16 protein-coding genes (1 of these 16 running past the window's edge) are annotated in these 20,123 nt (G+C 61.2%); 15 read left to right on the forward strand and 1 reads right to left on the reverse strand.

Features of this window, described 5'->3' with window-relative positions:
- Positions 1–1,742: the 5' portion of an aminopeptidase P family protein gene (locus tag M1E04_RS17085; RefSeq protein WP_192134834.1), read on the reverse strand. The gene continues 67 nt to the left of window position 1, outside the view; 1,742 of the gene's 1,809 nt are visible here — the first part of the coding sequence; the start codon lies at positions 1,740–1,742; its stop codon lies beyond the left edge, outside the window.
- Positions 1,743–2,654: 912 nt separating this feature from the next.
- On the opposite strand from M1E04_RS17085, the gene M1E04_RS17090 reads away from it, so the two are divergent.
- From M1E04_RS17090 to M1E04_RS17160, 15 genes are all read left to right on the forward strand, one after another.
- The gene (locus M1E04_RS17090; protein WP_410929375.1) at positions 2,655–3,440 is read left to right on the forward strand and encodes a hypothetical protein; all 786 of its coding nucleotides are present in this window, start codon (positions 2,655–2,657) and stop codon (positions 3,438–3,440) included.
- A 102-nt stretch (positions 3,441–3,542) separates the two neighbouring features.
- On the forward strand, positions 3,543–4,664 hold the full coding sequence (locus M1E04_RS17095) for a DegT/DnrJ/EryC1/StrS family aminotransferase (RefSeq protein ID WP_192134830.1): 1,122 nt from the start codon (positions 3,543–3,545) through the stop codon (positions 4,662–4,664).
- 42 nt (positions 4,665–4,706) lie between these two features.
- Positions 4,707–6,221 carry a lipopolysaccharide biosynthesis protein gene (locus tag M1E04_RS17100; protein ID WP_456291764.1) on the forward strand — a complete coding sequence of 505 codons (1,515 nt, stop codon included), beginning with the start codon at positions 4,707–4,709 and terminating at the stop codon, positions 6,219–6,221.
- A gap of 17 nt (positions 6,222–6,238) precedes the next feature.
- Positions 6,239–7,168 carry a glycosyltransferase family 2 protein gene (locus M1E04_RS17105; protein WP_192134826.1) on the forward strand — a complete coding sequence of 310 codons (930 nt, stop codon included), beginning with the start codon at positions 6,239–6,241 and terminating at the stop codon, positions 7,166–7,168.
- Positions 7,158–7,610 carry a low molecular weight protein-tyrosine-phosphatase gene (locus tag M1E04_RS17110; protein ID WP_456291765.1) on the forward strand — a complete coding sequence of 151 codons (453 nt, stop codon included), beginning with the start codon at positions 7,158–7,160 and terminating at the stop codon, positions 7,608–7,610. The genes M1E04_RS17105 and M1E04_RS17110 overlap by 11 nt, the downstream gene beginning before the upstream one ends.
- Positions 7,611–9,827, forward strand: a complete 2,217-nt coding sequence (locus tag M1E04_RS17115) for a polysaccharide biosynthesis tyrosine autokinase (RefSeq protein WP_065986256.1) — start codon at positions 7,611–7,613, stop codon at positions 9,825–9,827.
- A gap of 27 nt (positions 9,828–9,854) precedes the next feature.
- Entirely contained in the window at positions 9,855–10,655 is an 801-nt protein-coding gene (locus M1E04_RS17120; RefSeq protein WP_456291766.1) for a WbqC family protein, read from the forward strand.
- A 5-nt stretch (positions 10,656–10,660) separates the two neighbouring features.
- A complete protein-coding gene (gene rfaH / locus M1E04_RS17125) occupies positions 10,661–11,194 on the forward strand; it encodes a transcription/translation regulatory transformer protein RfaH (protein WP_192134822.1) in 534 nt (177 codons plus the stop codon).
- A gap of 107 nt (positions 11,195–11,301) precedes the next feature.
- Positions 11,302–12,303: a glycosyltransferase gene (locus M1E04_RS17130; protein ID WP_410929369.1), complete on the forward strand. Its 1,002-nt coding sequence runs from the start codon at positions 11,302–11,304 to the stop codon at positions 12,301–12,303.
- Entirely contained in the window at positions 12,300–13,553 is a 1,254-nt protein-coding gene (locus M1E04_RS17135; protein WP_192134818.1) for a glycosyltransferase family 4 protein, read from the forward strand. Before M1E04_RS17130 ends, M1E04_RS17135 begins: the two co-directional genes overlap by 4 nt.
- A gap of 100 nt (positions 13,554–13,653) precedes the next feature.
- Entirely contained in the window at positions 13,654–14,976 is a 1,323-nt protein-coding gene (locus tag M1E04_RS17140) for a hypothetical protein (RefSeq protein ID WP_065986252.1), read from the forward strand.
- Positions 14,977–15,078: 102 nt separating this feature from the next.
- On the forward strand, positions 15,079–16,200 hold the full coding sequence (locus M1E04_RS17145; RefSeq protein ID WP_456291767.1) for a glycosyltransferase family 4 protein: 1,122 nt from the start codon (positions 15,079–15,081) through the stop codon (positions 16,198–16,200).
- A gap of 9 nt (positions 16,201–16,209) precedes the next feature.
- The gene (locus M1E04_RS17150; RefSeq protein ID WP_456291768.1) at positions 16,210–17,250 is read left to right on the forward strand and encodes an acyltransferase family protein; all 1,041 of its coding nucleotides are present in this window, start codon (positions 16,210–16,212) and stop codon (positions 17,248–17,250) included.
- A gap of 96 nt (positions 17,251–17,346) precedes the next feature.
- The gene (locus tag M1E04_RS17155; RefSeq protein WP_410929365.1) at positions 17,347–18,570 is read left to right on the forward strand and encodes a glycosyltransferase family 4 protein; all 1,224 of its coding nucleotides are present in this window, start codon (positions 17,347–17,349) and stop codon (positions 18,568–18,570) included.
- A gap of 13 nt (positions 18,571–18,583) precedes the next feature.
- The gene (locus M1E04_RS17160) at positions 18,584–19,996 is read left to right on the forward strand and encodes an undecaprenyl-phosphate glucose phosphotransferase (RefSeq protein WP_369318711.1); all 1,413 of its coding nucleotides are present in this window, start codon (positions 18,584–18,586) and stop codon (positions 19,994–19,996) included.
- Positions 19,997–20,123 lie beyond the last annotated feature (127 nt).

Genomic DNA, 20,123 nt, shown 5'->3' on the forward strand with positions numbered 1-20,123 from the left:
TGTCTGACCTGAGCGTGGTATTCATTAAGCCATTCACGCTCCTCATGCGTGAGCAAACCGATTTCAAGGCAGCGCGTGTCTATCGGGCACAGCGTGAGGGTCTCGAACTTGAGAAACTCGCCGAACTCGGTCTTGCCCGCCTCTTGGTTAATCACCAGATTTTCAATACGGACCCCCCACTGTCCCGGCCGATACGTACCCGGCTCGATCGACGTAATCATCCCCGGCTGCATTGCGGTCTGCGGCGTGGCAGCAGCCTGATAGGCAATGACCTGCGGGCCTTCGTGCACGTTAAGGAAATAGCCGACGCCGTGACCGGTGCCGTGGCCATAGTTGACGCCGTCGGCCCAGATCGGCGCGCGAGCAATTGAGTCAAGCAATGGCGAAAGAATGCCCCGGGGGAAGTGCGCGCGGGACAGCGCGATGACGCCCTTCAGGACACGCGTGCAGTCACGCTTCTGCTCAGCCGTCGGCGTGCCCACGGGCACCATGCGGGTGATGTCGGTCGTGCCGCCCAGGTATTGGCCGCCGGAATCGATCAGCAGCAAGCCGTCACCTTCGATTTGCGCGTGCTCTTCTTCGGTGGCGCGGTAATGAGGCATGGCCCCGTTGCCGTTAAAGCCGGCGATGGTGGCGAAGCTCTGGGACACATAGCCCGGCCGACGGGCCCGCGCCGCGCTGAGTTTCTCGTCAATCGTCAGTTCGCTGACGGGCTCTTTGCCCAGCGCTGAATCCAGCCAGGCGAAGAATTCGCACAGCGCTGCGCCATCCTGCTCCATCGCCTGGCGGATATGCCGGGTGTCGGCGGCGCTTTTCTGCGATTTGAACAGCGTGGTCGGGTTGAGGCCTTCGACCAGCGTCACTTCGCTGTCGAGATAATCAAGCAGGCCACAGGTGACGCGTGCCGGATCGACCAGCAGCTTCGCATCTTTAGGCACGTTGCGCAGCGCGCTGCCGATGCGCGTGTATTCATGCAGGGTGATGCCCTCCTGTTCGAGGGTACTGCGTAGCGCGGCGTCGACTTTCTCTGACGCGACAAACAGGTTGACACTGTTCGGGCCGATCAGGGCGAAAGAAATGAACACCGGGTTGTAGGAGACATCGGCCCCGCGCAGGTTAAACAGCCAGGCGATGTCGTCCAGCGTGGCGATGAAATGCCAGTCCGTGCCACGCTCGGCCATCACTGCGCGCAGTCGAGTGAGTTTGTCGGCACGGGTTTCGCCAGCGTGGGGCGTTGAGTGCTCATAAACAGCCTGAGCCGGCAACGCAGGCCGGTCGTCCCACAGTTCAGTCAAGGGGTCGAGGTCCGTGCGCAGCCGTGCGCCTTTCTCGTACAGATTCGCAGCCAGCGTACGCGACGACGCCACGGCCAATACCGCGCCATCCACTGCGACGACGGAATCCGTCCTGGCTTGCTCGGCGAGCCAGTCAAGTGGGCCGGTCTGACCCGGCTGCAGTTTGACCAGCTCGATGCCGCTGCCTGCCAGCTCCTTGCTCGCCTGCTCCCAATAACGACTGTCAGCCCAGACACCGGCGAAGTCCTGGGTGATGATCAAAGTGCCGACGGAGCCGTGGAAGCCGGACAGCCACTGCCGCCCTTGCCAGTAACCCGGCAGATATTCAGAGAGATGAGGGTCGGCCGACGGCACCAGCCAGGCGTCGATGCCTTCACGGCTCATCAGGGCGCGCGCTTGCGCAAGGCGTTGCATCGCCACTCCAGTGGTTTTCGACTGCGTATTCATTGAATCTCCTGGTGACCCGAATTGTTTGCATCGCAGACCCGGATAATGGAGCAGCGATCAAGGCTGAGCAACCGCAGCGCCGCATCCACCCAACGCATGGGAATTGAGCGCTCGGACAACGGCATCGAGCACCTGCGTAATCTTCGGGCCTGTCACCCACTCAGCCACATTGATTTATATATAACCCAACACTGTTCTTTGTATAAAACTGCAACACCGCCGTGATCAGTTGATGGGGCAATTCAAACTCAGGTGGTTAGTTAACTCGACGCATAATGACCACTGAATGCGCCATTCAAAAATCGAGCGCCATAAAACCGTTGCCCCCGGTCCACGCCCAAGTTCTGACGTTGGAAATACGTCTTCCCTGTCATTTCTGGTTGTCAAAGCGCCGGTCTTGGCGAGCGTCTAAAAAGCGTCGCGCACCAGGACAGGGCAGTGATGTTTTATTGACTGTCATTAAAATCAATCACTTAGAGAGCCTGATCGCCCGCTGATCAAAAAATTAACAGAATGATGGCGAAATAATTTGACAGAAAGTCCGCCTCCGTCGATATATACGCATGTCCAATGTTTTCCCGTTTTTGCAGCGCGACCTTAGAGCCGTGCGCCGAGAGCATTCCGACTTAATTACCCTGCGGCTGCCCATGAAATTAACGATTCCAACGGTGTGAAATCAGCGCCGGTGGGCAGTTTTTGGTTTAAAGAAAGCTTTTCCGAATTACTGAATATGCTCGGTGGGGCGGTAGCTTTGCCCAACGGTTTAGTCAGCCAGTGATGTATGAAGCAACCGTTTGAATGCACATATTAATGAATACAACGGCAGGATCTGCAGATTCGGGCGGTAGCTTGCCTAAAGCGTAATTCTCTCCCCTCCCCTGCACTCCTCACTCCCTACGAGGGCCTGATGCAATGCCTTTATCTTTCGACATGGATGAGCAGTTGGTTCAGCGACTGGCTGACGAAATCGATACCAACGGCTTTGCAAAACTGAACGCGGCCGTGCCTGACACGGACCTGCAGCAGTTGCGGGCCTGGACTGACGAACAGGCGCAGAAACACCAGGGCGAATACTTTGCCTACCACGGTGAGGCGGCACTTAGCGAAAGCCTGCTGGCGAGCTACTGGTCCGACCCGCGCTTCAAGACACTGCTGGGTCGCCTCTATCACCATGCGGCCCGCCGCGACGCCGCCAGTGACCGCATCTTTCCGGTGCTGCGCTGCGTGCAGGGCAACCAGGGCAAGCGCGAGTCCAATAGCTTTCATTACGACGCCAGCCTGGTGACTGCACTGATCCCGGTGTTCATTCCTAGTGAGGGAGAAGGACGCGGCGATCTGATGCTGTTTCCGAACATCCGCCGGGTGCGCTCATGGGTGGTGTTCAACGTGATCGAGAAAGCCCTGCTGCAGAACAAGATCACCCGCAGCTGGATCATCAAAGGCATGCAGCGCAACTGGCTCAAGCCGTACGTCCTGCGCCTGGAGCCGGGCAGCGTTTATTTCTTCTGGGGTTATCGGAGCCTGCACGCCAACCAGGCCTGCCGGCCAGACGTGAAGCGCGCCACCGCGCTCTTCCACTTCGGCGATCCCCATGCAGGCAGCCTGGCCACTCGATTGATCCTGAAAATCAATCAGGGCCGCGCGCGGCGGATGAGCAGCAAGGCAGGCAACCCGCCGCCGGCCTCCACCCCCAGCTGATTTCGCTCGAACCTGGCGTTGATGGCCCGGCGTCACACCGGCGCCACCGCATCACGGCCCGGAAAGCCTTTTAAAAGCTGTGCATCTGAAATGGAGAATTCGATGATCAACGTCACCAAGACCTACCTGGGCGATATCGACAAGTTCAAAGGATACGTCGAGGGCATTTATGCACGCGGCTGGCTGACCAACCACGGGCCGCTGGTGTGCGAGCTCGAACAACGCCTGAAAGATTACCTGGGCGTCAAACACGTCATCCTCACCAACAACGGCACCCTCGCCCTGCAAGTCGCCTACCGCGCGCTGGGCCTGAGCGGCAGCGCCGTGACCACGCCGTTCAGCTTCGTGGCCACCAGCAGTTCGTTGCAGTGGGAAGGCATTCGCCCGATCTTCGCCGACATCGACGCCCAGACCTGGAACATTTCGCCCGAGCACATCGAAAGCCGCATCGTCTCCGACACCACCGCCATTGTCGGCACCCATGTGTTCGGCAACCCGTGCGCGGTTGAGCGCATCGAAGAGATCGCCCGTCGGCGCAATCTGAAAGTCGTGTACGACGGCGCCCATGCCTTCGCCGTACGCCACGCCGGCCAGTCGGTGCTCAATTGGGGTGACATCAGCACGCTGAGCTTTCACGCCACCAAGTTGTTTCACACCATCGAAGGCGGCGCGATCATCACCAACGATGACGAAACCGCGCGCCGTGCTCACCTGCTGTGCAACTTCGGCATCGCCGACGTCGACAAGATCGACGGGATCGGCATCAACGCCAAGCTCAACGAATTCTCCGCCGCGATGGGCCTGTGCATTCTCGACGACATCGAGAACATTCTTCAGGAACGCGCTGAAATCGCTGACCGCTACACCACCCGCCTGGGGGATTATGTCGACCTGCAGCGGCCGGAAAACAACAGCGAACTCAACCACAGCTATTACCCGATCGCCCTGCGCGACGAACAACAACTGCTGCGTTTGCGTTCGGCGCTGAACACCAACGGGATCAACCCGCGCCGTTACTTCTACCCGTCCCTGGACACCCTCGAGTACCTGCAGCCGCAAGCGGCACAAACCGCTTCGCGTTCCTTGAGCGAGCGCGTGCTGTGCCTGCCGATTTACCCGGGCCTGCTGCACGACGATCAGGATCGCGTGATCAACACGGTGATCGCCGAAACCAGCGCCGCCCACTCGCCGTACCGTGTGCCGTCCCTCGCGAAGGTCATGTAACCCCGCCGCGCCATTCATCCCTTTACGCCGGAAGGACTTTCGATGTCAACCAAGCGCTCAGTCATACGCAACACTGCGTTGAGCTATGCAGGCCAGGCCTACACGCTGCTCGTGGGGATCCTGATCATGCCGTTCTACCTCGGCCACATGGGCGCCGAGGCATACGGGCTGATCGGATTCTTCTCGGTGCTGCAGGCCTGGCTGCAATTGCTGGACGCAGGGATGTCGCCGAGTCTGGTCAGGGCGGTGGCCCATCGTCAGGGCAGCGATGGACTGGATCGCTACACCGGGCGCCTGCTGCGTTCGTTCGAAATCATCTTCCTGCCACTGGCGGGCCTCTGCTGCGTGGCGATGTATGCCGGCAGCGGATGGATCGCGGTGCACTGGCTCAATGCCCAGGAACTGACGACTGAGACGCTGGTGCAGTGCATCGGGCTGATGGGCATCGTCATCGCCCTGCGCTTGTTTTCAACGCTGTACAAAAGCGGGATTCAAGGCCTTGAACAGCATGCATGGCTGAACATCGCTAACGTGATGATCGCCACGCTGCGCTACTTCGGCGGCCTGCTGCTGGTGAGCACGATTTCCAACGACCCGGTGCACTTTTTCGAATTCCAGGCGCTGGTGGGCTTGATCGAAGCGTTGATCTTCGCGGGCCGTGCCTATCAGCAGATGCCGACGCCGTCGCCGCTGACCGGTTTCGACTGGGATCTGGTCAAGCCGATCATCCCGTTCGCGGCCAGCATGTCCGGCACTGCGGTGCTGTGGATCGTGCTCACCCAGATCGACAAAGTGTTGCTCTCCGAGCTGCTGCCGCTCAATGAATACGGTTACTTCTCGCTGGTGGCGTTGATCACCACCGGGATCATGATGCTCTCCAACCCGCTGGCGCAGACGCTGCTGCCGCGCCTCACCGTGTTGATGGCTGAAGGGCGCCGGGACGACATGCACCAGCTGTATCTCGCGGCCAACCGGTTTGTGTGCACGTTCCTGTTTCCCCTCGCGGCACTGATCGCGCTGCACGCCGACGAGATGGTGTTTGCCTGGTCGGGCGACCGGCCTGCCGCCGACTGGAGCCGGACGATTCTGCCGTGGTACTCGCTGGGCAGCGCCATCATGGCGGTCAGCGCGTTCCAGTTTTACCTGCAATACGCCTATGGGCGCATGCACCTGCACGTCTGGTACAGCGTTGTTTCAGCGCTGATCACGGTGCCGGTGATGTTTCTGGCGATTCGCGGCTACGGCGCTTACGGCGCGGCGATCGCCTGGTTCGTATTGCGCGTCGTGTCCTTCGCCATCTGGCCTGTGATCGTGCACCAGCGTCTGGCCCCGGGGATTCACAGCCAATGGCTGCGCGACATCATCCGCATCAGCGTGATGACCGGCGTGGGCCTTGCGATCACCGAGCCGCTGCTGCGCCTGATCGCCAATGAGAACCGCATCAGCATCTTCCTGGGTCTGGCCGTCTGCGGCCTGCTCACGCTGCTGATGGTGGCCGCCAGCTACAAGCCGCTGGTGATGAAGATTTCCGTTTTGTTCAGCAAACCCAGTGTTTAACTCCGAGTACTCAAGCCATGGATGCTACTAGCAATAAGACGAGCGCCTCGCCGTGCGCCGCGCCCCTGGTCAGCATCGTCTGCCCAGCCTACAACCAGGAGGCCTATGTCGCGCAGACGCTGGAAGGCTTCCTGATGCAGCAAACCACGTTCGCATTCGAAATCCTGGTGAACGACGATGCCTCCACGGACGGCACCGCCCGCATCATTGCCGATTACGTCAAACGCTTCCCGACGCTGATACGCCCCTTCTACCACGAGACAAATCAGTACTCGCAGAACAACCCGCCGGTGCCGCGTCTGTTCGGCGAAGCACGGGGCCGCTACATCGCCTACTGCGAAGGCGACGACTACTGGACGGACCCGCGCAAGCTGCAGATCCAGGTGGATTTTCTCGAGAACAATCCGGATTACGTGCTGACCTACCACGACGCGATCCCCTTCGACATCAGCGGCCAGTACCCGATCCAGCTGCAAGGCAAGCTGCGCGGGGACGCCACGGCGCTGGAGCTGCAGAAGGCGCGGCCGGTGTCGACGCTGACCACGGTGTTCCGCAACGTGTTCGAGTCGTTGCCCCCCGAGCTGCGCGCCGCGCCGCTCAATGATCTGGTCTGGTGGTCGCTGCTCGGCGCCTACGGCAAGGGCAAATTCATGGGCGAGGTCAAGCCGGCCATGTACCGATTGCACCCGGGCGGCGTGTTTTCCATGCGCTCCAACAAACGCAAGCTGCACATGGCGCTGCAGACCTCGGGCGCCCTGGCCAACTACTACAACCGGCTCGGTCATCAAGAGCTGTATGAGCATTTCCTGATGGAGCTGGTCGAGTACTCGCTGTCGGCGATTACCCCCAAACGCAAGATGCAGACACTCCTGGCCGTTGGGCAGAACTTCACCGCAAACATCAGCAAGAGACTGATGACGACCCTCAGCAAAGGTCATGTTCAGTAACGTCCTGGTGGTCTGCGTCGGCAATATCTGTCGCAGCCCCATGGCCGAAGCCATGTTCCGACAACGGGTGCCGAATGCGCGCGTCCAGATCTCGTCGGCCGGCACCCACGCCATGCTCAGTTCCACCATCGACCCGCTGGCTCAGGCCGTGCTGCACGTCAACGGTGTCCCCGCCCACAAACATCGAAGCCGTCAGATCGATCGGCAGATGCTTCACGAAGCTGAGCTGATCCTGGTCATGGAGCATCGTCAGACCCAGAGCGTCCTCAAGCTGGCCCCCGAGGTACGCGGCAAGACGTTTCTGATTGGCAAATGGCAACAAGCGCTGGAAATCGCCGACCCCTACCGGCGCCCGAAACTAGCCTTTGAACAGACCTACGAGCAGCTTTCGCGTTGTGTCGACGACTGGCTTCCTTATATTCAGTCAGGAGATCCAAGATAAATGACCGCTATGAACCGTACTTCTCTGGACGAGGTCCAGGACTCCCGGATCGATTTGGCGACTATCTTGCGCACACTTTTCGATCACAAAGGATTGATTGCGTCGATTGTCGGCATCTGCGTCCTGCTCGGCGCCACCTACGCCATTCTGGCCACGCCGATCTTCCAGGCCAACGCGATGATTCAGATCGAGCCGCGCAAAGTCGGCATCGAAGGCCGCACCGAAATTTCCAGCAAGCCGCTGTCGGTGTCCCAGGCGACCACCGAAATCGAGCTGATCAAATCCCGCGCAGTGCTGGGCAAGGTCGTCGATGACCTCAAGCTGTACATCGTGCAGAAGCCCAAGTACATCCCGGGGCTGGGCAGCTACATGGCGCGTCGGTTCAAGCCGGAGCGTGAAGGCGCAGTGGCCGATCCAATGTTCGGCTTAAATAGCTACGCCTGGGGTGGCGAGAAAATCGACGTGTTCCAGCTGGACGTGCCGGACGCGCTGCTGGGTGAAAAGATGACCATGGTGGCGGGCAAGCCTGGCACCTTTACCCTCTATGACGAAGACCGCAACAAGCTGCTCAGTGGCCCGGTCGGCCAGACTGTGGAAGGCAGCGGCATCAAAATTCAGGTGGCGGCGCTCAATGCCCGTCCGGGCACCGAGTTCACCGTGGCGCGTCAACGCACCCTGACCACCGCGCTGGATTATCAGGACCGTCTGAAAATCATGGAAGCGGGCAAGGACTCCGGGATCGTCTATCTGTCGATCCAAGACCCCGACCCGGCACTGGCCAAACGCATCCTCAACGAAGTCAGCCGCCTGTATGTGCGTCAGAACGTCGAGCGCAGTTCGGCCGAAGCCGCCCAGCGTCTGGAGTTCCTGCGTTCGCAACTGCCTGCCGTGCGCAAGCAGCTGGAGCAGTCGGAAATCGCGCTGAACAACTTCCAGATGGGCGCCAAGTCGGTTGACCTGAGCGTTGAAACCAAGTCCGTTCTGGATCAGGTGGTCAAGCTGGAAGGCACCCTGTCAGACCTGAAAATGAAGCGCGTCGACGTCGAGCGTCTGTACACGCCGGAGCATCCGACCTACCGCGCCCTGATGACGCAGATCGGCCAGGTTGAATCGCAGAAAGCCGCGCTGCTGAAGAAGATCGAAGCCCTGCCGGCCACGCAACAAGAGTTGCTGCGGCTGAACCGGGACATGCAGGTGACCTCGCAGACCTACACCCTGTTGCTGGACAAGAGCCAGGAGCAGGACATTCTGCGCGCGGGCAGCATCGGCAACGTCCGCATCATCGACAACGCCGACGCCAACGTCGAAGAGCCGGTCAAGCCGATGCGCAAAATCATCGTGCTGGTCGCCGCCCTGATCGGTCTGCTGCTGGCCGTTGCCACCGTGTTTGTGCGCCAGGCGTTCTATCGCGGCGTGGACAACCCGGAAGTCATCGAAAACCTCGGCATGCCGGTGTACGCGTCGCTGCCGTATTCGCGACTGCAGGAACGCATGGAGAAGGCCGCCCAGAGCCGTTCGGCGAGCAAGGAGCCGCGCCTGCTGAGCGTCAGCGCGCCGACGGAACTGGCGATCGAAGCACTGCGCAGCCTGCGCACCAGCCTGCACTTCGCCATGCTTGAAGCCCGCAACAACGTGCTGATGATTTCCAGCCCGACGCCGGGCGTGGGCAAGTCGTTCGTCTCCAGCAACCTGGCGGTGATCATTGCGCAGACCGGCAAACGCGTGTTGCTGATCGACGCCGACATGCGCAAAGGCTACCTGCACAAGATGTTCAACCTGACGCCCAAGCATGGTTTGTCGGACACCCTCGCTGCGCGTCTGGGCAGCAAGGAAGTCATCAACCACACCGAAGTGCGGAACCTGGATTTCATCTCCTGCGGTTACGCGGCGCCGAACCCGTCCGAGCTGTTGATGCACGACAACTTCAACAAAATGATCAGCGAGCTGTCGCCGCTGTATGACCTGGTGATCATCGACACCCCGCCGATTCTGGCCGTGACTGATGCCACGCTGGTCGGCCGTCAGTCCGGCACCTGCCTGCTGGTGACCCGCTTCGGCCTGAGCACGGCCAAGGAAATCGAAGCGTGCAAACGCCGCCTGATGCACAACGGCATTCTGATCAAGGGTGCGATCTTCAACGGCGTCCTGCGCAAGGCGTCGACCGCCGACTACGACTGCGCCGCGTACGGTTACGACTACACCACGGTCCGCAAGTAAATCGACACGCACACCAAGGAGAAACACATGGCCAGGACCCTTGCAGTGATGCAGCCCTATCTGTTCCCGTACCTGGGCTACTTTCAGCTCATCGCTGCTGCAGACGTCTTCGTCCTGGGAGATGATCTGCAGTATGTGCGGTCCGGCTGGGTCAATCGCAATCGCATCCTGCACAACGGCGCGGCCAGGCTGATTAGCTTCCCGTTGAAGAAAGACCGCTTTCAGCTGCAGATCAATCAGCGCCAACTGTGTGAGCACTTCAGCGATGAAGCGCCACGGCTGATCGATCTGCTCGCCGAGAGTTACCGAGAGGCGCCCTACTTCGCGCAGGTCATGCCGCTGCTGGAGCGGTTGATCCGTTTTCCGCAGCAGAACATCGCGCTGTATGCCGAACACGCCATCCGTGAAATCTGTGCTTATCTACACATCGTGACGCCGATCCTGCGCAGCTCGGACCTTATACTGGGTAGCGCTGCGGACAAGCAGGAGCGCATCATCCGCATCGCTCACACGTTTGAAGCCACCACGTTCATCACCCCGGAAGGCGGATCGGTGCTCTACGACCGTGATCACTTCGCCCGCAACGGTTTGCTGGTGCGGTTCTTCCGGATGAACCCGGTGGTGTATCGGCAGTTTCGGCAACCTTTTGTCGCCAACCTGTCGATCATTGATGTGCTGATGTTCAACTGCGTCGAGCAGGTGCAGCAGATGTTGACCGAATACGGGCTGGACAAGCATCCATCCTGCGCCGGGCCGGGCATAATGCGCGGGCTGGCACCAAAACCTGACGTTGTCCTGACCGGGTCGCACCGGATCGCAGTGGAGTGAAATGTATGTCTGAAGTCGTCAACAGCGCCTGTGGCTCCGCGCGGTGGTACCTCATCCAGACCAAACCCCGCCAGGAAGCACGCGCGGCAGAGCACCTGCAACGTCAGCAGTTCGAGTGCTACCGCCCGGTCAAGCACGGCGAGAAAAAACGCGGCTCACGGGCACCGGCCGAAGAAGAGCTCTTCCCCGGCTACCTGTTCATTCACATGGATCAAGCCAGCGACAACTGGTACCCGATCCGCTCGACCCGCGGCGTGGCGCGCATCGTCACCTTCGGCGGCATGCCGGTTCCGGTGCAGGATGCGTTGATCGAGCAAATCCGCCAGCGTCTGTTGGCGCCGTTGGCGCCGCCGGCCAGGGTCGCCTTTCAAGAAGGTGAAACGGTGCGGATCACCGCCGAGGGCTTCAACGACGTCGAGGCGATCTTCCTCGCCGCCGACGGTGATGAACGCGCGGTGATTCTCCTTAACCTGCTGCAACGCGAGCAAAAGGTCAGCCTGCCGGTCAGCAGCCTGTCGCGGATGCAAGTCCAGGCTTGAACCGAGCCTTACTGCCCTTCAACTTCTTGCACCTCTGATCCACACATCCTGATTCCCACGGGGCTGATGCTTTCAGCCTCTTGACCCCCCTTCGCCCGGAACTCGCCATGACCCAGAAAACCACACTGGTGACGCTCACCTATGGTGATCGTTTCAACTACCTGCACACGCTGGTCAGCCGCTCCCTGGAAAGTCCGCTGATCGATCGCGTGATCATCGTCAGCAACGCGTCCACCGCGCCGCTGGACACCCTGCGGCGCACCTGGCCGAATCAGGTCAGCGTGATCTACATGCACGAGAACACCGGTTCGGCGCGGGGCTATTCGGTGGGAATCCAGGCCGCGCTGGACGCCGGTGCCGAGCACATCTGGCTGATGGACGATGACAACGCGCCGACCATCAACGCCATCGCCACGCTGCACAAGGTGCTTGAAGAGCGTAAACGCATCGACGGTGAAGACAAGGCCGCCGTGCTGGGCTTTCGTCCAACCCATCAGGCGGACATCGCCGCCGGCGTGCCGAACCGCTTCGCCATTCAGCGTCGCTCGAGCTTCTTCGGTTTTCACATCGCGCAGCTGCCTTACAAGATCTGGCGCCGACTGCCGTGGGGCGCGCCGCAAAGCCCGCACCGCAAACTGCCCATGGTGCAGTTGCCGTTCGCCACGTACGGCGGCCTGCTTGCCCACCGCAATCTGTATCGCCGCATCGGCCTGCCGCTGGACGCGTTGATGCTGTACGCCGACGACAGCGAATACACCTTTCGCATCACCGCCGGTGGCGGCCGGATCTTTCTGGTGCCGGACGCCTTGCTCGACGACCTGGAAAGCTCGTGGAACATCAAGGCGCGCACCAACAACATCTACGAGAGCTTCCTGCTGGGGGGCTCGGACTTGCGCGCCTACTACGGCGCACGCAACCAGGCCTGGTTCGACAAAAACATCTGGGCCAATTCGTCGCTGCTGTACGGCCTCAACCGCTGGGTGTTCTTCCGCCTGCTGCGGCTGATCGCCAAGCGGCGCGGTGCCGAGGAGCGCCTCGGCCTGATCGAACAAGCCATCCGCGACGGTGAGTCCGGGGTACTGGGTCTGAATCAGTCGTATCCATTATGAAAATACTGTTCATCAGCAGCCTGTATGCCCCTCACATTGGAGGCGGCGCGGAAATCATTCTTCAGCGTACCGTCGAAGGCCTGCAGCAGCGCGGCTGTGAAGTCAGCGTGCTGGTGACCGGCCCCGACGCGGGCTTGAGCGTTGAAGCGGTGAACGGCGTCAAGGTCTACCGGGCCGGCCTGCGTAATTTCTACTGGCATTTCGGCGCACAACGGCCTGGCCGTCTGGCGCGCCTGGGCTGGCATTTGCGGGATCGCTACAACGGCGCAATGCGCCGCTACGTGAAACACGTCATCGGCAACGAGCAGCCGCAACTGGTGGTCTGCCACAACCTGGCCGGCTGGTCGGTGTCGGTCTGGGACGAGATCACTGCAGCAAAACTGCCGATCGTGCAGGTGCTGCATGACATGTACCTGATGTGCCCGAGCAGCAACATGTTCAAACGCGGCCAGTGCTGCCAGGAGCAATGTGGCAGCTGCCAGACTTTCCGCAAGGGCCACGACGCGCGCTCGGCCCAGGTCGCGGCGGTGGTCGGTGTCAGCCGCTTCATTCTGGAAAAGCTGCAGCAGCGCGGTTATTTCAGCGCCGCCAGCCCGTACGTGGTGCACAACGCCAGCCCGTTCACGCCGCCGACCGCCTCGCCCCATCAGCGGCGGCAAGCGGACCTGGCGACGAAAAAAGCGCCGTTGCGCTTCGGCTACATGGGCACGCTGTCCCATCAGAAAGGCGTGGCCTGGCTGATTGAGCAGTTTCAGCGATTGCCCTTCGACGCCACGCTGCAGATCGCCGGGCGTGGCCAGACGGATGACGAAGCCACCTTCAAGGCGCTGGCGAATTCCTCGAAGATCAGCTTCGTCGGTTACCAGACGCCTGAAGCGTTCTACCGCCAGATCGACGTCGCCGTGGTGCCGTCGCTGTGGAACGAGCCGTTCGGCATGGTCGCCGTCGAGGCCTGCGCCCACTCGGTGCCGGTGATTGCCAGCCGCATGGGCGGTTTGCCGGAGATCATTCAGGACCCGCTCAACGGTTTGCTGTGCGACCCGCAGGACCCCGACTCACTGGGCCAGGCGATGTTGCGTTTGCACCAGAACCCGGAATTGCTGGCGCGCCTGAGCGGTCAAGCGCGGGTCAGCGTGGCGTCATTACTGAACCTTGAGTTGATGCTCGACAGTTACCAAAGCATTTTTGCCCAGACGCTGCTGGACGACATTGCCCAGCCCAACCGGGACACGCTGCCCCACCCGGTCTGAACACGGCGGCATGCCTGCACGTGATGCCGACACTAACGCCGACGGCCCGAGACCTACCTGAGCAAGTGCTCCGGACCGTGCCTCTTCACTGAGACAAGCCATGCTCATCCCATACCTGACCCGGTTACGACGACCCTCGGCCGTCCTGTTGCTGGGCTTGTTGATCAGTTGCGCCACGCGGGCTGACGAAGCGTTCATCATCGGCGTCGACACGCACTTGATGAACAAACCCGGCACCTCCGGCCGCGCGCTGCAGCTGCTCAAAGCGGCGGGTGTCGACTCGGTGCGCGACGATGCCTATTGGTCCAGCGCCGAGCCCCGACGAGGGTTATTGAAGATTGAGCCTTCGTGGCAGTCATTCCTGAGCACCGCCCAGGAAAACCGCCTGCGACCGCTGTTGGTGCTGGGCTACGGCAACCCGTTTTACGAGAACTACGCCAAACCGCGTAAACCCTCGATGCGCGATGCGTACGGCAACTACGCCAGCTTCGTCACCCGCCAGCTCACCGACAGCGTGGACTTCTACGAGATCTGGAATGAGTGGGACAAGGAAAACCCGGTCGATCCTGGGTTCGCCGAAGACTACAGCCTGCTCATCGAACAGACCGCCAAGCGCATTCGCGCCAATCAGCGGCCGATGGTGATCCTGGCCGGCGCGGTGACGAGCCAGGGCATGGACCTGGGGTTTGCCGATCGGCTGGTGGAATCGGGGGTGCTCAACCATGTCGACGGGCTGTCGCTTCATCCCTATGTGTATTGCCGTTCGGATGAGCGCAACACCCCGGAAAACTGGATTGCCTGGCTGCGCAGGATCAGCGAGGACCTGACGGAAAAGAACCGCAATAAAGAGCCGGTGCCGCTGTACCTCACTGAAATAGGCTGGCCCAGTAACGACGGCCGCTGCGGCGGTGACGAGAAGATTCAGGCGGCGTTTCTGGCGCGCAGTTTCTTCCTGGCGCAGACGATGCCCAACATCAAGGGCATGTGGTGGAACGGCCTGCTCAACGACGGCCCCGACGGCACTGACCCGGAGCAGAACTTCGGCCTGCTCAATCAGGACCTGAGCGTCAAGCAGGCGTACCTGACGCTGAAGGCCATCAGCCCGACGCTGCATCAATTCCGCTACGACGCTGAAAAGAGTCGGGAAATCGACTCGCAATACCTGCTGCGGTTCGCCCGGGGTTCGGAACAGATCATGGTCGCCTGGACCGCCGGGCTGCCGCGATCGATCAAGGTGGACGCCAGCAGCGTGTTGCGCGGCAACGTGCAATACATCGACACCCGCCAGCCGCAACGCGGGCTGGTCGACAGCGGTATCCCGTGGAACTGCAACGACGGGCGTTGCTCGGCGCAAGTGCCGATTGATGACTTCCCGAAAATAATAAGCCTGGGCACACGCCCGGCACTGTTTGCCTTGCCCTGATTTCTGCCTTTTTTATTTCGGCCCTTCTTTTGGGCGCCCCTTCATCCAGGGCGCTGACGGCTCTGCGCACGACCCCTTTATCTCTTCTACAGGTCGACCACAATGATTGTGATCAATGCACGTTTCCTGACCCAGGAATTGCGTGGCGTTCAACGCTTCGCCGAACAGATCTGCCTGGCCCTCAAGCAGCTGCGCGACGACGTGGTGTTCGTTGCGCCCCACGGCATTCAGATGCACGAGAGCGCCAAGGCCCTCGACGTGCAATGCATCGGCAGTCACAGCGGCCACCTGTGGGAGCAACTGGACCTGCCGCTGTACCTGCGCCGTCAGGGCAACCCGCTGCTGATTTCGCTGTGCAGCACCGCGCCGCTGCTGTACGGCAATCAGATCGCGACCCACCACGACGTCACCTATGTGCGTCACCCGGAAAGCTACACGCGCACCTTTCGCCTGCTCTACCGGACCATGACGCCGATCATGCTGTCCCGGATCAAATCGCTGCTGACGGTGAGCGCCTTCTCCAAGGGCGAAATCTCGCAGTTCTACAGATTTCCGGAGAAGAAAATCTTCGTGGTGCCCAACGCCGTCAGCGGTGCGTTTCAACCGGGCCCGCCCCTTAAAGAGCAACAGGACTACCTGCTGGCGGTGTCTTCGCCCAGCGCGCACAAGAATTTCAGCCGGATGATTCAGGCGTTCCTCCTGCTGCGCGGTCACGATGATCTGCAATTGCGCATCGTCGGGGGCGCCAGCGGAATCTTCAGCGACGACAACCTGCAACGCCTGGCCAGCCGTGACCCACGCATCCGCTTTCTGGGCCGCCTGAGCGACGACGAACTGATCAGCCAGTACCAGGGCGCAACGGCCTTTGTGTTTCCGTCGCTGTATGAAGGCTTCGGCATTCCGCCCCTGGAAGCCCAGGCGTGCGGTTGCCCGGTGCTGGCGGCGAACGCGGCGTCGATTCCTGAAGTGCTGCAGGCCAGCGCGCTGTATTTCGACCCGCTGGACATTGAGCACATGGCCGCCGCCATGGAGCGCATTCTGACTGACATGCCGTTGCGGCTGTCGCTGCGCCGACGCGGACTGAACAACGTGGCGCGGTTCTCCTGGGAAGAATCGGCGCGCCAGGTTTCCCAACGCATCGACGCGCTGCTGAGTCCGGCCAGAGACCGGCGCAGCAGCCAGGGCAGCGATGCCCTGGGTCGTGAATCTTCCAGCAAGCTCTGAGGCACTGCCATGAAACGCCTTGCCTACCTCGACGCGTTGCGCGGCATCGCTGCCTTGATGGTGGTCTTCACCCATTTGTACGCACCGGTGATCGGTCACGTCTGGGCGCTGGATTACCTGATCGACCCCGGCAAATTGGGGGTGCTGTGGTTTTTCATGATCAGCGGCGTAGTGATTCCCTACAGCCTCAAGCCGGTGCCCGACGGCGCCCGACGCTTTCTGATCTCACGCTTCATGCGTTTGTACCCGGCCTACTGGCTGTCGCTGGTGTTGTTTGTGCTGATGCTTCAGTTGACCGGCGCGCCGCTGCCGCCCTGGCCGCAGATCGTCGCCAACCTGACCATGGTGCAAGCGGCACTGGGTTTTGACGACGTGGTCGGCCTGTACTGGACGCTGTTCATCGAACTGGTTTTCTACGGCCTGTGTTTGGCGCTGTTCATCGCCGGCAAGCTGTACGACCTGGCATTCCGGGCGCGCTGTTCGCTGGTGTTTCTGCTCGCCGCGCTGGCAATGGGCATTGCCCGCGCACTGACCGAACACAAACTGCCGGTGGCGCTGCCCCTGGCGTTGTCGCTGATGTTCTTCGGCTCGGTGTGGCGCCAGTGGTTGCTGGCCGAACACAGCGCGGCGCTGACGCGAAACCTGAACATGCTGTTCGTGGCCTTCGCCGTGCTGCTGCCGCCGACGCTGATCATGGCTTACAGCAAGGACATGGGCACCGGCGAAACCTGGGGCCGTTACTGCTTCACCTACGCCGTGGCCATCGTCAGCTTCGTGCTGCTGACCCGCAGTGTGCGTCTGAACCACCCGGCGCTGGTCTGGCTGGGCGCAGTGAGTTATTCGCTGTACCTGCTGCACCCGTCGATGGGCATGCTCAGCGAGTTTCTGCTGCGCGGGACCGACGCACCGGGCCTGCTGGTGGCGCTGGTCGCGACGGTGCTGACCCTGGGCGCCGCCCATCTGTGCTTTCGCTACATCGAACACCCTTTCATCCAGCTCGGAAAACGCCTCAATAACCGCAACGCCAAGACGCAGCCTGTGAGCGTCTGATTTAGCGCCTGCGAACATGGAAAGGTTGTGGGACCGCCCTCGCGAGCTTCGCTCGACGTGCCGGGCGTCCTTTGGCCGTTAATGCAGAGAATTCCAATGAAAATTGCAATCGTCCACGACTGGTTGGTGACGTACGCCGGTGCCGAAAGGGTTTTGGCATCGCTGATCAACATCTGGCCCGAGGCGGACCTGTTCTCCGTCATCGATTTCCTCAGCGACCAGGACCGCGCCCAATTGGGCGGCAAGGTCGCGACAACCACGTTCATCCAGCGCCTGCCCAAGGCCAAGACCAAATACCAGCGCTACCTGCCGCTGATGCCGATGGCCATCGAGCAACTGGACCTGTCCGGTTACGACCTGATCATCAGCAGCAGCCACGCCGTGGCCAAAGGCGTGTTGTGCGGCCCGGACCAGTTGCACGTCAGCTACGTGCACTCGCCGATCCGCTACGCCTGGGACCTGCAGCATCAGTACCTCAAAGAGGCGAACCTGAGCACCGGCCTGAAAGGCAAAGTGGCGCGGATGATCCTGCATTACATGCGCATGTGGGATCAGCGCACCGCCGCCGGCGTCGATGACTTCATCGCCAACTCGCACTTCATTGGCGCGCGCATCACCAAGGCCTACCGTCGCGAATCCACGGTGATCTACCCGCCCGTGGACACCCGCGGATTCGCGCTGCAGGAACAGAAGCAGGATTACTACTTCACCGCCTCGCGCATGGTCCCGTACAAGCGCATGCCGATGATCATCGAAGCCTTCGCGGCCATGCCGAACAAGCGGCTGGTGGTGATCGGCGACGGTCCGGAAATGGACAAGGCCAAGGCCGCTGCGGCCAACGCGCCGAACGTTACGCTGCTGGGTTATCAGCCGTTCGCGGTGTTGCAGGAACACATGAGCAACGCCAAGGCGTTCGTGTTTGCCGCCGAAGAGGATTTCGGCATCAGCCCGGTGGAAGCCCAGGCCTGCGGCACGCCGGTCATCGCGTTCGCCAAGGGGGGCGTGGTGGAAACGGTCTGCGGCCTGGATCACCCGCAGCCCACCGGCGTGCTCTACCCGGAGCAGAGCGTGGCGTCGCTGATGGCCGCCATCGAGACGTTCGAGATCAACGGTTCACGCATCACCGCGCAAGCCTGCCGGAGCAACGCCGAGCGCTTCAGCGAAGCCCGCTTCGAGCAGGAAATGCGCCAGTTCGTCGAGGCCCGCCTGAGCGCTGCCCGTCAGAGCCGCCAGCCAGCACACACCCGGCCGATCCTGAGCGCGCCGACGCTGGTCAGCAGCGACCTCTCCGCCCGCGTTGTTCCGATCAAATCCGTCTGAGCGAGCACAGAATATGCGCACTCCATTACGGGGCATCCTGCATGCCCATTCATCGTCGCTGTCCGTCGCTCACCGGCTGCTCGATCTGGCGGTCATCGCGGTCGGCGGTTATGGCATCAACCTGCTCGCCGGCACGCCGATGAGCGCCGAAGCCTGGATGCAGATTCTGCTGGCGGCGGTGGCTTTCCACTGGCTGGCTGAATATCACCAGCTGTACGGCTCGTGGCGGGGCGAGCGCATCGTGCGCGAGCTGCTGAAGGTCGCCAATTACTGGGGCCTGGCCTTCGTGTTGCTGCTGTTCGTCGACTACCTGCTGTTACAGCCCGACCATCTGGCCGACAACAGCCAGATGGCCTGGTTTGCCGCCGTGCTGGTAACGCTGTGTGGCTACCGTCTAGCGATCCGCAGCGTGCTGCACAGTTTGCGCGCCCAGGGTTTCAATACCCGGCGTGTGGCGATCGTCGGCACCGGCCATTGCGGCGAGCGCCTGGCGATGTCCATCGAGCGCGCGCCCTGGATGGGCCTGAACTTGCTGGGCTTTTATGACCAGGCGCCGCAGCAGATCGACCTGGCGCGCATTGGCCGGCGCATTCCGGTGCTGGGCGATCTGGATCAACTGATCCAGGACGCCCGCGACGGCAAAATCGACAAGGTCTACATCACCCTCGAACTCGGTGCACAGGAACGTTTGCAGGCACTGATCAAAGGCTTGAGCGACACCACCGCGTCGGTCTACGTGATCCCGGACGTTTTCATGTTCGAGTTGCTGCACGCCCGCAGCGAGAGCATCAACGGCCTGCCCAGCATCAGCATTTTCGACTCGCCCATGGACGGCGCCTGGAGCGTGGTCAAGCGGCTGGAAGACATCGTGCTGTCGAGCATCATCCTGACCATGATCGCCCTGCCGCTGATGCTGATTGCCCTGGCGATCAAGCTCACCTCCCCCGGCCCGGTGCTGTTCCGTCAACGCCGTTACGGGCTGGACGGTCGGCCGATCATGGTCTGGAAATTCCGCAGCATGAGCGTGCAGGAAAACGGCTCGGTGGTGACCCAGGCCACGCGCAACGACAGTCGCATCACGCCGCTGGGCGCGTTCCTGCGGCGCACTTCGCTGGACGAGCTGCCGCAGTTCTTCAATGTGCTGCGCGGCGAGATGTCCATCGTCGGCCCGCGCCCCCACGCCGTGGCGCACAACGAGCAGTACCGCAAACAGGTGTCGGGTTACATGCTGCGGCACAAGGTCAAGCCGGGCATCACCGGCTGGGCACAGATCAACGGCTGGCGCGGCGAAACCGACACGCTGGACAAGATGCAGAAACGCGTTGAATTCGACCTGCAGTACATCGAGCACTGGTCGGTCTGGCTGGACCTGAAAATCATCCTGCTGACGCTCTTCAAAGGCTTCGTCAACAAGAACGCCTTCTAAAAGAAAATCTGCCAATAACCACAAACATGGCCAAGGGCTAGTAAGCTTGGCGGGAGGTGCACGGGTGCATGAGCGAATGTGATCCGATGTTCGGTGTAAGTAAGGGATGCAAAGAAATCACTGCGGT

The sequence above is a fragment of the Pseudomonas sp. AK106 genome (assembly GCF_053903055.1).

Excerpts from the sequence above, each read along its gene's own strand:
- M1E04_RS17090 (WP_410929375.1), top strand. The coding sequence starts at position 2,655 with ATGCCTTTATCTTTCGACATGGATGAGCAGTTGGTTCAGCGACTGGCT.
- M1E04_RS17095 (WP_192134830.1), top strand. The coding sequence starts at position 3,543 with ATGATCAACGTCACCAAGACCTACCTGGGCGATATCGACAAGTTCAAA.
- M1E04_RS17100 (WP_456291764.1), top strand. The coding sequence starts at position 4,707 with ATGTCAACCAAGCGCTCAGTCATACGCAACACTGCGTTGAGCTATGCA.
- M1E04_RS17105 (WP_192134826.1), top strand. The coding sequence starts at position 6,239 with ATGGATGCTACTAGCAATAAGACGAGCGCCTCGCCGTGCGCCGCGCCC.
- M1E04_RS17110 (WP_456291765.1), top strand. The coding sequence starts at position 7,158 with ATGTTCAGTAACGTCCTGGTGGTCTGCGTCGGCAATATCTGTCGCAGC.
- M1E04_RS17115 (WP_065986256.1), top strand. The coding sequence starts at position 7,611 with ATGACCGCTATGAACCGTACTTCTCTGGACGAGGTCCAGGACTCCCGG.
- M1E04_RS17120 (WP_456291766.1), top strand. The coding sequence starts at position 9,855 with ATGGCCAGGACCCTTGCAGTGATGCAGCCCTATCTGTTCCCGTACCTG.
- rfaH (WP_192134822.1), top strand. The coding sequence starts at position 10,661 with ATGTCTGAAGTCGTCAACAGCGCCTGTGGCTCCGCGCGGTGGTACCTC.
- M1E04_RS17130 (WP_410929369.1), top strand. The coding sequence starts at position 11,302 with ATGACCCAGAAAACCACACTGGTGACGCTCACCTATGGTGATCGTTTC.
- M1E04_RS17135 (WP_192134818.1), top strand. The coding sequence starts at position 12,300 with ATGAAAATACTGTTCATCAGCAGCCTGTATGCCCCTCACATTGGAGGC.
- M1E04_RS17140 (WP_065986252.1), top strand. The coding sequence starts at position 13,654 with ATGCTCATCCCATACCTGACCCGGTTACGACGACCCTCGGCCGTCCTG.
- M1E04_RS17145 (WP_456291767.1), top strand. The coding sequence starts at position 15,079 with ATGATTGTGATCAATGCACGTTTCCTGACCCAGGAATTGCGTGGCGTT.
- M1E04_RS17150 (WP_456291768.1), top strand. The coding sequence starts at position 16,210 with ATGAAACGCCTTGCCTACCTCGACGCGTTGCGCGGCATCGCTGCCTTG.
- M1E04_RS17155 (WP_410929365.1), top strand. The coding sequence starts at position 17,347 with ATGAAAATTGCAATCGTCCACGACTGGTTGGTGACGTACGCCGGTGCC.
- M1E04_RS17160 (WP_369318711.1), top strand. The coding sequence starts at position 18,584 with ATGCGCACTCCATTACGGGGCATCCTGCATGCCCATTCATCGTCGCTG.